Annotated in this window: 13 protein-coding genes; all 13 read left to right on the top strand. The window is 42.8% G+C overall.

Features of this window, described 5'->3' with window-relative positions; all coding sequences use genetic code 11:
* The first annotated feature begins 20 nt into the window (after window positions 1–20).
* The 13 genes from flgK (at window position 21) to raiA (ending at window position 12,062) form a co-directional block, all read left to right on the top strand.
* Window positions 21–1,604, top strand: a complete 1,584-nt coding sequence (gene flgK, locus NSS87_RS28765) for a flagellar hook-associated protein FlgK (protein ID WP_339243759.1) — start codon at window positions 21–23, stop codon at window positions 1,602–1,604.
* A gap of 15 nt (window positions 1,605–1,619) precedes the next feature.
* Entirely contained in the window at window positions 1,620–2,537 is a 918-nt protein-coding gene (gene flgL, locus NSS87_RS28760) for a flagellar hook-associated protein FlgL (RefSeq protein WP_339243757.1), read from the top strand.
* A gap of 16 nt (window positions 2,538–2,553) precedes the next feature.
* Window positions 2,554–3,120 carry a DUF6470 family protein gene (locus NSS87_RS28755; protein ID WP_339243755.1) on the top strand — a complete coding sequence of 189 codons (567 nt, stop codon included), beginning with the start codon at window positions 2,554–2,556 and terminating at the stop codon, window positions 3,118–3,120.
* 115 nt (window positions 3,121–3,235) lie between these two features.
* On the top strand, window positions 3,236–3,682 hold the full coding sequence (locus tag NSS87_RS28750) for a flagellar assembly protein FliW (RefSeq protein ID WP_339243752.1): 447 nt from the start codon (window positions 3,236–3,238) through the stop codon (window positions 3,680–3,682).
* A 1-nt stretch (window position 3,683) separates the two neighbouring features.
* A complete protein-coding gene (gene csrA, locus NSS87_RS28745) occupies window positions 3,684–3,926 on the top strand; it encodes a carbon storage regulator CsrA (RefSeq protein WP_339248693.1) in 243 nt (80 codons plus the stop codon).
* Between the two features lie 242 nt (window positions 3,927–4,168).
* Window positions 4,169–5,827 (top strand): flagellin, encoded by a 1,659-nt coding sequence (locus tag NSS87_RS28740; RefSeq protein ID WP_339243749.1) that lies wholly within the window; start codon window positions 4,169–4,171, stop codon window positions 5,825–5,827.
* Between the two features lie 200 nt (window positions 5,828–6,027).
* The gene (locus tag NSS87_RS28735) at window positions 6,028–6,426 is read left to right on the top strand and encodes a flagellar protein FlaG (protein ID WP_339243746.1); all 399 of its coding nucleotides are present in this window, start codon (window positions 6,028–6,030) and stop codon (window positions 6,424–6,426) included.
* Between the two features lie 16 nt (window positions 6,427–6,442).
* Window positions 6,443–8,329: a flagellar filament capping protein FliD gene (gene fliD / locus NSS87_RS28730; RefSeq protein WP_339243745.1), complete on the top strand. Its 1,887-nt coding sequence runs from the start codon at window positions 6,443–6,445 to the stop codon at window positions 8,327–8,329.
* 28 nt (window positions 8,330–8,357) lie between these two features.
* The gene (gene fliS / locus NSS87_RS28725; RefSeq protein WP_076285674.1) at window positions 8,358–8,756 is read left to right on the top strand and encodes a flagellar export chaperone FliS; all 399 of its coding nucleotides are present in this window, start codon (window positions 8,358–8,360) and stop codon (window positions 8,754–8,756) included.
* Window positions 8,749–9,084: a hypothetical protein gene (locus NSS87_RS28720; RefSeq protein WP_339243743.1), complete on the top strand. Its 336-nt coding sequence runs from the start codon at window positions 8,749–8,751 to the stop codon at window positions 9,082–9,084. Before fliS ends, NSS87_RS28720 begins: the two co-directional genes overlap by 8 nt.
* A 236-nt stretch (window positions 9,085–9,320) precedes the next feature.
* On the top strand, window positions 9,321–9,518 hold the full coding sequence (locus NSS87_RS28715) for a cold shock domain-containing protein (RefSeq protein WP_019915069.1): 198 nt from the start codon (window positions 9,321–9,323) through the stop codon (window positions 9,516–9,518).
* A 317-nt stretch (window positions 9,519–9,835) separates the two neighbouring features.
* On the top strand, window positions 9,836–11,284 hold the full coding sequence (locus tag NSS87_RS28710) for an S-layer homology domain-containing protein (RefSeq protein ID WP_339243742.1): 1,449 nt from the start codon (window positions 9,836–9,838) through the stop codon (window positions 11,282–11,284).
* Window positions 11,285–11,513: 229 nt separating this feature from the next.
* A complete protein-coding gene (gene raiA, locus NSS87_RS28705; RefSeq protein ID WP_042131328.1) occupies window positions 11,514–12,062 on the top strand; it encodes a ribosome-associated translation inhibitor RaiA in 549 nt (182 codons plus the stop codon).
* Window positions 12,063–12,271 lie beyond the last annotated feature (209 nt).

Raw genomic sequence — 12,271 nt, 5'->3', positions numbered from 1 at the left:
CATAAGGAGGAGTAAGCAGCATGACATCCACTTTTCACTCGATAGAGACGGCGAGACGCAGCCTTTTTACTCAGACCGCAGCTCTTAATACGACTGGACACAATATCGCAAATGCGAATACCGAGGGTTATACTCGTCAACGTGTAAATATGAAAGCTGCTTTACCTATTGAAGCGTACGGATTTAATAAATCTACCGTTCCTGGTCAAATGGGTACAGGGGTGGAATTCTCATCTATCGATCGGATTCGGGAAATGTTTCTGGATGATCAGTACCGTGGTGAGAATTCTGCATTTGGTAACTGGAAACTTCAAGCAGATACCCTCTCTAAACTAGAAGCGATTGTTAACGAACCATCGGATACAGGTATTCGTACCGTTCTAGATAACTTCTGGAAATCATGGTCTGACCTTAGTAAAAACCCTGAGGATCCTACTGCTCGTAAGATTGTAGTGCAAACTGCACAATCTCTGACCGATGCCATGAATTATATGAGCACGCAATTAGATAATCTTGATCGGGATCTAACTACTAATATTGACGTTAAAGCAAAAGAGGCTCAGGGTTACCTGACCGCTATCGCAGACTTGAATAAATCGATCTATAAGATCGAAGGTATGGGCGATCAAGCGAATGATTTACGCGATCAACGTGATCTGATGGCAGACAAGCTATCCAAAATTGCTAATATTACCGTTGTAGAGACGGAAGCTGGTTATAACGTTTCTCTGGGTGGACAGCCATTGGTAGAGGGTGGAGAAGTTACTGCAACCGTAGATAGTGCATTTCTTAATAATGCTTATGCCGCTGGAACTTTGAAGGGCGGCGAGGCCTACGGAATGATTTTCTCCAAAAATACTTATGTTACCGACTACAAGAAACAACTAAACGATATGGCTAGTACGATTGCTACTGGTGACGTTGAAATTACAATACCGGCAGGTTCTAATCTTCCTGAGGGTACGATGTTGACTAATGATGCTAAGATTACGCAAGCGGATGGCACCGTAGTTACTTTGGCCGCTGGTCAGGCAATGCCTAAGGGAGCAACGATGTATGAGGACGCTAAAACCATTGTCAAAGGCTTGAACGGACTCCACAAGTTAGGTTATGCGATGGATGGAAGCGCTGGTCGTGACTTCTTTGTAACCTCTGGTGATGCTGGAACGATCAAGTTGAATCCGGAAATTGCTGCAGATGTTAGCTTATTCGCAACCTCGCTACGTACAACTGTTGATGCTGATGGCAACACGCAGGTTGTTAAAGGAAATAACACCTTGGCTCTTTTATTGACGAACCTCAAGGATAGTAAATTCACTACGCCGGACGGTAAAGTTAGCAATACTGTGGGCGGGCTTCTAGGCTCCATGGTCGGCCAATTGGGTATTCAATCGCAGGAGGCAGCGCGTCAAACGGACAACTCAGATTATCTGGTAGAGCAGGTTAACTCCCGTCGGCAATCTGTTAGCGGAGTATCGCTAGATGAAGAAATGTCGAATATGCTCGTATTCCAGCATGCTTATAGTGCCGCAGCGCGTTTTATGACTACTTTTGATGAACTGCTCGACAAATTGATTAATTCCACCGGCACAGTCGGCAGATAAAAGGAGATATAGCGTATGTTGAGAGTAACCTCTAACATGATGAATTCACAGCTTTTGCTTAACCTAAACCGTAATGCACGTACAATGAACGACACACAGTTACAGCTTTCAAGCGGACAAAAAATCAACAAGCCTTCCGATGATCCGGTGGGGATTACGTATTCCCTGCGATATCGTGCGGAGCTTTCATCTAACGAGCAATATACCAAGAATGTAGATAGCGCTCTTTCATGGCTGGATTATAATGATACCGTCCTAGGTCAAGCGGGGGATGTTGTTCAAAAGATTCGAGAATTGACCGTACAAGCCTCAACAGGTAGTAATCCACAATCCGCACTCGATAGTATCAATTCAGAGGTTATGCAGCTGAAGGAACAGCTTGTGGATATTGCTAACAGTACGCTGAACGGTAAATATATTTTTAATGGTGAGCAATACAACACGAAACCTTATGATTTCGTTAAAGGTGCAGGTGGTACATACGATGTCTCTAAGCCGATTACTACGGATACTGGGCAGATTCAGTTTATCGTAGGTGAAGACGTGCGTATGCCTATCAGTACGACTGGTAATCAGATATTCGGTAATACGGGCGATACTGACAATCTGTTTGCAATTATTAATAATCTTTCTGCTGGGTTAAAGGCTGGTGATCTGAAGGTTGTATCGGGTCAACTGGATGTACTCGATACGCGCATGGAGACGATTTTGTCTGCACGTTCCGAGATAGGGGCAAAGACTAACCGCGTTGAACTGATGCAGGATCGGCTTAGTGATTTGAATGTAAACTTAACGGATCTCCAAGCGAAGACGGAAGATGCAGACTACGAAGGTTTGATTATGCAGTCGAAGATCCAAGAAAATATCTATAATGCCTCCTTGTCTGTGGGTGCAAAAATTATTTCCACAACACTCGTAGACTTTATCAGATAAACGGAGGTGGTTCTCGTTGATTCAGCCGATATTGCAAATCCGTCAGACACCTGCTGTAATTGGAATTGATGCTGATCCGGGCACATACTCAATAACCCAGCCAAAGGCTGAGGTCAATGTTACAACCACTCCGGGGCAATTAACGGTTCAATCCACTCGGCCTGAGCTTACTGTAGATCAATCTCGAGCATGGGAAGCTTATAATGGCGGGAAGATGCTCGATATGAATAGACGGATTTACTCTGGAATTCAGCAGTTGTATCTTCAGGGCATTGCTAGAAAGGTCGAGCAAGGGAATCGTATGGCTCAGTTTTTCAGACCTGGCAATACAATTGCAGAAGTTTACGGCACGGATACCCAGCCCAACTCGTTTCCTGAGATTCGCGGTCCAGCATCATATGACAATGTAGATATTCATATCGAAACGAGAGCCCCGCAAATCGAATTTCGAGCCGCGAAGGTGGATATTCAGGTGGAGAGACGTAATCCGCAAATTGAATATACCCGTGGAAAGTTAAACATATATATGCAGCAATACGCTTCGATTCAGTTTATTCCACCAGAATTGAATGTTCAATTGTAGCTTCATAAGCTATAGATGTGCCGGAAAGCGCCTCTATAGCTTTTGTGCTATATATAGTAGTAGAATTTCGTAAGAAGCTAGTTTTGCACAGCAAAACTTTTGAGGAGTGAACAACTTGATTATAGAAACACTATCTTGGGGCAAACTGGAAGTAGATAAGGAGCAGTTATATCATTTTCCTAAAGGAATCCCTGGCTTTGATGAAGAAACTGATTTTGCTTTGATCATGATGGCGGAGACACCTTTTTGGTATTTACAGTCAGTAAAAAGTAAGGGACTGTCCTTTCTTTTGGGTGATCCGTTTGCTTTTTATCCAACTTATGAATTTGAACTGCCGGACGATGAGGCTGAAGAGTTAGAGATTAAATCGGATGTGGTCGTCCGTTGTATTATTACTTTGAAAGAAAATGTTGAGCAGTCTACGATTAACCTCCTTGCTCCTATTGTATTGAATCCGGTAGGGAACTTTGGTAAACAAATCGTGCTGCATAAAGCGCCTTATCATACGAAACATAGCCTACTGCAAGAGCAGTCGGTTATCGATGGAAAGGATGGTGGGTGATATGCTCGTACTTTCCCGCAAAAAAGGGGAGTCCATCGTCATCCAAGATCAGATAGAGCTGACGATCTTAAGTGTGGATGGTGATACGGTAAAGGTTGGTATTTCCGCGCCGAAGCATGTCGATATTTTTCGAAAAGAGGTTTATCTATCGATTCAAGAAGCCAACCGTGAGTCCGTTGCTCCACAGCAGACAGATCTGAATGCATTGATCCATCGTCTTCGTGGTGTAAATAAGAGTGATTAATTGACATATCATGTATACAGAATCCAGAACCTGGGACTGCTTAACCGCGGACTCGGGTTTTTATTTGTGTTTTGGAGAATTTCTCCAAGAAATTTCAAAAAAAATTCGAAATGCTCTAAACAGTTGGGTGCATGCCGTCGATATATGTAGTAGACGCTGACCCGGCAGGGCGGCCGACCTTAATGGATCGGCGTTTACCACATGGATGTGGAACTAACTTAATTTCAGGGAGGAAATATCAAATGATTATCAACCACAATATCGCGGCGTTGAACACTCACCGCCAACTGACTACTAACACTGCAAACACTAACAAAAATATTGAGAAATTGTCTTCCGGTCTTCGCATCAACCGTGCAGGTGATGACGCAGCTGGTCTGGCTATCTCCGAAAAAATGCGCGGTCAAATCCGCGGTTTGGATCAAGCTTCCCGTAACGCTCAAGACGGTATCTCTTTGATTCAAACAGCTGAAGGTGCATTGAACGAAACTCACAGCATCCTTCAACGTCAACGCGAATTGGCTAACCAATCCGCAAACGGAACTAACACTGATTCTGACCGTCAAGCTCTGCAAGACGAAATGAACCAACTGACTTCCGAAATCAACCGTATCGGTAACACTACTGAGTTCAATACTCAAAAATTGCTTAAAGGTGACGGACAAACTAACCTTGCTGGTACTGGTGTAGCTAAAGATGGATTCGTTAGTAATGGTACTTCAACAAATGTTCAAGCAACTCAGACACTAACTCTAATCGAAGGTAAAACAAACGATGAAATCTCACTAACAATTAACGGTCAAGAAGTTAGTTATAAGCTTACTGCTGATGACCAAGCAGCTATCACAGCTGCTACTGGTAAAGCAGATGCAACTGCTGCAGCATTTAGAGCTGGACTGCAAAAAGCAATTGATTCTAACGATGTACTCAAAGGAAGCTTTACAGTTGGTGGAGCTACCGATAAAGTTAAGATTGATGCTGTTGCAGTTGGAAGCGGTGGGAAATTTGATGGTGCACAAGGCAATATGTCCGCAGCGAAATTTACTGGTACAGCATCTCTTATTGGTGCAGGTGCTGTAGCTTCGGTTGGAGCAACAAACCACGTTCAAGCTACGGGTTCACTTGACTTTTCAGGCATTACTACTCAGGCAGGTGTAGATAAGCTAGCTGGAACTGGAATTACGATTAATGGTGAGCAAATTGAGTTCTATGATGCAACTAAAGGTGAATATAAAGGTACTGCAAAAGGTGTGAACATTAGCGGTGCTGTTGATGGTGATGGTGTTGTACAAGCACTCGTTGATACTCTGGGAAGCAAAATCGATGGAGTTACATTAACAGCTGGTGCTACTGGCGTACTTACTGTAACTGCAACAGCTAAAGGCGTAGCTGGCAACGGCATCACTTTGAAAGACGGCGGAGTTCAAAAAGACTTTGAAACTTCTTTCCAAATCGGTGCTAACACTGGTCAATCTATGAGCTTGGCTATTGGCGACATGCGCGCTTCTGCTCTGGGTATCACTGGTAAAGCTGGCGATGCTGGCTTCACTAAGACTAGCACTGTAACTGATGGAACTAACAATGTGAACGCTGAAGCGGCTCTGAACATCTCTACTAAAGAAGATGCTTCTGCTGCTATCGCAATTCTGGATAAAGCTACTGCAACTGTATCCAGCTCCCGTTCTAAACTTGGTGCTGTTCAAAACCGTTTGGAGCACACAATCAACAACTTGGGAACAGCTTCTGAGAACTTGACTGCTGCTGAATCCCGTATCCGTGACGTTGACATGGCTAAAGAAATGATGCAACAAACTAAGAACAATATCCTTGCACAAGCTGCACAAGCTATGTTGGCTCAAGCTAACCAACAACCACAAGGCGTTCTTCAATTGCTTCGTTAATTTTAAAGCCAAACTCTATAGTTTCATAAAAAATGACCTTGGATTTTTTCCAAGGTCATTTTTTTATGGATATTTGTGATTCTTAAAAAAACTTCTGACTTCCGGGATTTTTTCGGGTTTATCTTTCTTAAGTCCTAAATTATCCCTAAATATAACCGATATAAAGAGTATAAAATGAGCGTTGGTGGAGGTCGGGGTTTATGAATGTACAGTTTTCTCTTTCTGCTAGTTCTATTAGTTCCGTAACAAATGCACAGGGTGTATCTGAGGTACCGTCCAGTACTGCTTCGGTGTCATCCACAATTCAAGAAACGCCTATCCGAAATGCAAAGGATATGAGCTTGAGAGAGAAGCAGGGTGTAAACGTGTCAGTTGCGGAGGGACAGCTCATTCGTACCATTGAACGGGCAGTGAAATCTTTACAGGGACCCCAGACTACGCTGGAGATCAGCATCCATGAGAAGACGCATGATATTATGGTCAAAGTGCTTAATAAGGATACCGGTGAGCTTATTCGCGAAGTCCCTCCAGAGAAGACTCTGGATCTCGTAGCTAGTATGATGGAAATTGCCGGAATACTTGTAGACGAGAAAATTTAGTATAGGAGGTGTTGTTTTGGTTACACGTGTAAATGGATTTTCAGGGATGGATATCGATAGTATGGTTAAGAGCATGATGGCCGCCAAGAGGGTGCCGCTGGACAAACTTAATCAAGACAAGCAGCTCCTGCAATGGCAAAGGGAAGGATACCGGGAATTGAACAGCAAGCTGTACGATTTCCGGACAAATAAATTAATCACCAAGTACGGAGGGAATGCTGCGCTCAACGCTCAGAAAGCTGTGGTTACTGGAAATACAACAGCTATTAAAGCTGAAGCTTTGGCAACAGCAAACGGAGTGGATATGAAGGTCAGTGTTACCCAACTGGCAACAAGAACGACGTACGAAACTCCTGGCTTGGGACAGGGGAAACCCGCTACAATGTCTCTGGCTTCACTAGATGGTGTTGATCTCTCCAATATGTCTGAAACTGATAGAACTGAATATTTGAAAAAGGGCTTTGATATCAGCATTAACGGTGAAACGTTCAAAGATAAGGATGGAAAGTCCATCTTTAACGGTCTGACCTCAATCTCAACTCTTGTGGCGACGATTAACTCCACTTCTAAAGCCAATGCCATTGCCAGCTATGATGAAATTACAGGCAAGCTGACAATTGCCTCCAAGACCAGCGGTAAAGATGGTATTGTAACGATGGGGACGCCTGCAAGCAGTAATACATTGCTGGGTCTGTTCTCGAAGAGTAATCTTAATGTGGTGGAATCCAATAAACTTACGGGCGTTACTACTGCAACTACAGTAACTGAGTTAATAAATAAAAGAGACGGTACCTCCCTAGTTGATGCTGATGTGAAAGACATCAAGTTTACTATCAATGGCAAGGAGTTAGTAGTTAAAGGTTCAGATTCTATTGCTACCATTATGAGTACAATTAATGGTGCGGGTGCCAAAGTAAACGCAAGCTTTACTACAGATGGAACCTTGAAGCTTGTTGGCGATTCTGGGGGCGACGTTAATCTCGGTGGAGATTCATATGGATTTATGAAGCTCTTTAATGGAAGGCAGTCAACTCCTGCAGATGATAATTCCATTAAAAAGACCATAGATGGGGTAAATGCTAAAGTATCTATCAACGATGTAGAAATTGATAATGTTAACAGTAATACGTTTACTATTAATGGTGTTCAGTTGACGTTGCAAGAGTTGACAAAAAAAGATGCAGCTTCTGCTGATATTCCAGTTATTATCAAGACGCAGACAGATCCCGATAAAGCTGTGGAGACCATCAAAGGGTTTATTGAGGATTACAACAGCTTGGTCGTATCTTTGAACGCGAAAATCGATGAAGCTAAATATCGCGATTTTAGACCTTTGACAGATGAACAAAAGTCTGCATTGAAAGATGATGATATTAAGACTTGGACAGAAAAGGCTAAGAGCGGTCTGCTTAAGAATGATGATATTATTAAATCTGTATTGTCCGAAATGCGCGCTATTATCACTGAGAAGCTGGGACCACTCAGTACACTAGGAATTACAACCGGAAATTATATGGAGAACGGTAAGCTTATAATAAAAGATGAGGCTAAGCTGAAGAGCGCAATCAGTGCTAATCCGCAGCTAGCCATGGATTTATTGCAAGGGCCAGCCAGTGCCCCTAAAGAAGGAATATTGGATAAAATGGCTGATAAAATATCGGTTGCTATTGATAAGATTTCTGAGCGAGCTGGCACAAATAGATTCTCTATGGACCTTACCAGTACCTTCAAAGAAGAAAGTGTAATGGGTAAGAAGATGAAGCTCTACAACACTCGTATAACTTCAATGCTGACTATGTTAAATAATGCCGAAACACGCTATTACAAGCAGTTCTCAGCCATGGAAACGGCAATGAACAAGTTACAGTCACAGTCTAACAGTCTTTTCTCCACATCCAGCTAAGATAATTATAAAATAGAGGGTGACATTATTGATAACATCTCCTTATGACAAGTATCGCCAATCTTCTGTCAAAACCTCAACGCCTGCACAGTTGGTAGTCATGCTTTACGATGGAGCCATTCGTTTTGTAAGAACAGCGATGGATGGTCTTAGCAAACAGGACTACGAGAAGACCAGTCTTAATTTTGGCAAAGCTCAAACGATTATAAGTGAATTAATGAGTACATTGGACTACTCTTATGAGGTCTCTAATAATCTTTATTCACTTTATGAATATACAAATTTCTTGTTAGTGGAAGCCAACATCCGCAAAAGCCCAGAAAAAGCGGAAGAGGCTATCGGCTACCTTACTGAACTTCGGGAAACTTGGCTCCAAGCATCCAAAATCGCTGCAGGCCAGGGACAGGCTGAAAGTGCTCATGGATGAGTTAATTCAGCACTTGAAGGAACTAACCTTGGACATTACGGACAGACTCGATGAGACTACCTATGAGGAGTTAGAGCTTTTTGTCGAGGATCGTCAGGAGCTTGTCGACTCCATTGCAGAACAAGCCGAAATTTGTAAGTCGACGTCCGCACAAAAACAAGAAATTAATCGAATTCTGGAATACGATAATGTGATTTTAGATAGAATGAACGCTCTTCGTTTGGAAGCCCAAGACTGGTTGCAGAAGCGCAATCAGGCCAAGGTACAGCGCAGCGCCTACGAGGCCGCTTATACCCCAGATAGTTTTCTAATGGATCGTAGAAAATAATTTATTTCGGTGTTTCACTATAGGAGTAGACGGGTATTAAATACCGTCTGCTCTTTTTTTTGATCCTTACGCCGCAGCTATTTCTTGATTATGGTAAATTAAACGTCCTATTTTACGTGGTAAATTATTGCATGTAAACATTTACTTTTCCAATTGACAATGAAGAAGTTACGGTGGTATAGTCGATTTGTGAGCAAGACTCACGTTCATCTGATGACGAAGGGAATGTTTAATCAATGGAAGGTAAAGTAAAATGGTTTAACGCAGAAAAAGGTTATGGTTTTATCGAGACTGCAGACGGTGGCGACGTATTCGTACACTTTTCCGCGATTCAAACAGATGGTTTCAAAACTTTGGATGAAGGCCAATCCGTAGAGTTCGATATCGTTGAAGGTGCACGCGGACCACAAGCAGCTAACGTAATCAAATTATAATCATACGGCTAAGCCGACCTACATATAAGTAGATGGTTAGCAATTTAGACAGCGCTAGCAAGGATCTTGGGATTTCTCCCAAGGTCCTTTTTTTGTGCTCTCATAAACCTCTATCAAGGCTGTTAATAGAAAGAAAATAGCGTACTTTGTAAATTTATAATATGGAAAATGTTAGAACTCTTCGAAATGTGGGTAATAGCTTTACGTTGAGCTGTTTATCTTACCTCGACGCACACTATGTTAGCCTAGGCCAATACTTCCAAGAAGAGATTCATATAGCCTACGCTATCAAAACTTTTAGGAGGATGATTAGCAGGATGAAAAAGAAGTTGCGCGGTCTTATGACCGGAGTTTTAGGAGTTAGTATGTTATTAGGATCTCTTGGCAGCGTATCCGCCGCCTCCGTACCTAAGGATATTCAAGGTCACTGGGCCCAAGCTCAGCTACAGGAATGGTTAGATAGTGGATACCTTGGAGGATACCCAGACGGTACAGTTAAACCAAACAAGGCAATTACACGTGGAGAGTATGTGACTCTGGTAAATCGCCTGTTCGGTTTTAAAGAAAAAGCAACTGTAAGCTTTAAAGATATGAAAAGTACAAACTGGAACTACAGTGAAGTGGCTAAAGCCGTGGAAGCTGGTTATATCGGAGGATACGAGGACAATACGTTCCGTCCTAATAGTCCGCTCACAAGACAAGAGGCAGCTGTAATGGCTGCGAAATTACTTAAATTGAGCACTAATACCACTACTAGCAAATTTAAAGACAATGCACAAATTGCAGCATGGGCAAAAGGTGCAGTAGCCGCTGCAGCAGATAAAAAGATTATTAACGGTTATCCGGATGGAACCTTCGGTCCTAAGAGATCGTTAACACGTGCAGAGGCTGTAGGTATCATCAATACCTCAGTCATCTATTATCCAGGTAGCGGTACAGGTGGTGGAGTAGTTCCTACCCCAACGCCAACGGCTACTCCGACTCCAACAGCTACTCCAACGCCAACAGCTACTCCAGGTGGTAGTACTGGCGGCGGAAGTGGTGGTGGATCTGGCGGCGGTAACGGTGATGGCGGAACTGTCACTACACCAACAGTAAGTGGAGCAACTTATGGTAACGTTGGTTCGGTAACAGCCGATGTATACCTGACATCTTCCGTAACGGGCTCAGTGTACTATGTTGTAGCTCCTTATACTGCTAACGTAAGTGCACCGAGTGCATTGCAGGTAGAAAAAGGACAGATCAGCGATGGAACTGCAAGCGAAATTCATGGTAGTGTTGCAACTGTGACCAACACAACGGTTACATTCTCGGTTTACGGATTGAATCCTGGAACAGAATATGCAACATATATCGTAGCAGCGGATGCATCTGGAAATCTGTCTACTGTAACAACAGTTCGATTAACTACTGCTCAAGCAACTGAAAAGTCGATTACGCTTTTTGAACCAGGACAAGTAGGTACTGTTACAGCAGATGTATATGTTAAATATGGTGTGACAGGTGACACTCCAACCCCAGTAAGATATGTAGTATTACCTGCTAATGAAAAAGCACCTAGCGCAGCACAAATTTCTTTAGGTCAGAATAGTGCGGGTACAGCATTGACTGCTCCATGGACGGACACGCTTACGTTCGCTCCTGGTGTAAAACATACGCATACTTTGACTGGATTAACAGCCAATACTGCCTATAAGGTATATGTTATTACAGGATCAGGTACGCAATTGTCACCTGTAGAAATCATCCAAATTCATACCAAGTAACATAATCTTATACTGTCTCAGTTTGGGAATATAAGAATGGAATTCGTACTATAATAACGACAGGTTTACAATTGGTCCGGTGAGGCGAATAGTTGCTCTTACCGGACTTGTTTTATTTGTGAACACAAGGACAATATTTGTTATCTAATTGTAAGGGCTGTAAGGAATTACTTTTTACTTAGCCTTAACAATTTGGTATAATGAAGGTGTAACTAAAGGAGGAGTGGCCATGCAATTCACCATTCGAGGTCAACAAATTGACGTGACCGACGCTTTGAGAGAGTATGTTGATAAGAAGCTCAGCAAACTTGAGAAGTATTTCGAAGCACCCCCTACCTCTGAAGGGTCTGTGACGCTTGGCGTAGTTCGCGGCCTTCATACGGTGGAAGTAACCATTCCGCTTGCTGGCGTGACGCTTCGTGCGGAAGACCGCAGCGATGACATGTATGCTTCCATAGATGCCGTTGTGGACAAGCTGGAACGTCAAATTCGCAAACACAAAACGAAGATCAATCGTAAGTTCCGTCAAGAGGGACTGAAGACGCTGTTTGTGGATGGAGCTAGTACCGCTGTTGCTGTAGAAGAACAAGATTATGATGATTTAGAAGTTGTGCGGAACAAACGCTTTACAATGAAACCGATGGATGTGGAAGAAGCGATTCTTCAAATGAACATGGTAGGACATAATTTCTTTGTTTTTTCCAATATCGACACCTCGGAAGTAAGCGTAGTTTACAAACGTGATGATGGTAAATATGGACTGATTGAACAGGGCTAAGATACAATGATGCCAGTTATGCTCTAAGTATAAAGGGCCTCGAGAGTTAGTCAGAACCTAAGAAATTTAAACCGAGCCCCTATTCGCTTGCAGCGAATAGGGCTCTTGTGCGTATAAGCGACTATATTTGAAAAATGTGGCTGATACACCTTGTATTGCGGCATCTCTTACAAACTGTTACAATTTATGAAGCAGCGGAATCGAATTTA

The organism is Paenibacillus sp. FSL F4-0243 (assembly GCF_037963295.1).
GTDB lineage: Bacteria > Bacillota > Bacilli > Paenibacillales > Paenibacillaceae > Paenibacillus_AQ.
Note: the sequence above shows the minus strand (reverse complement) of the source record. Positions and strands in the feature narration are given on the sequence as shown.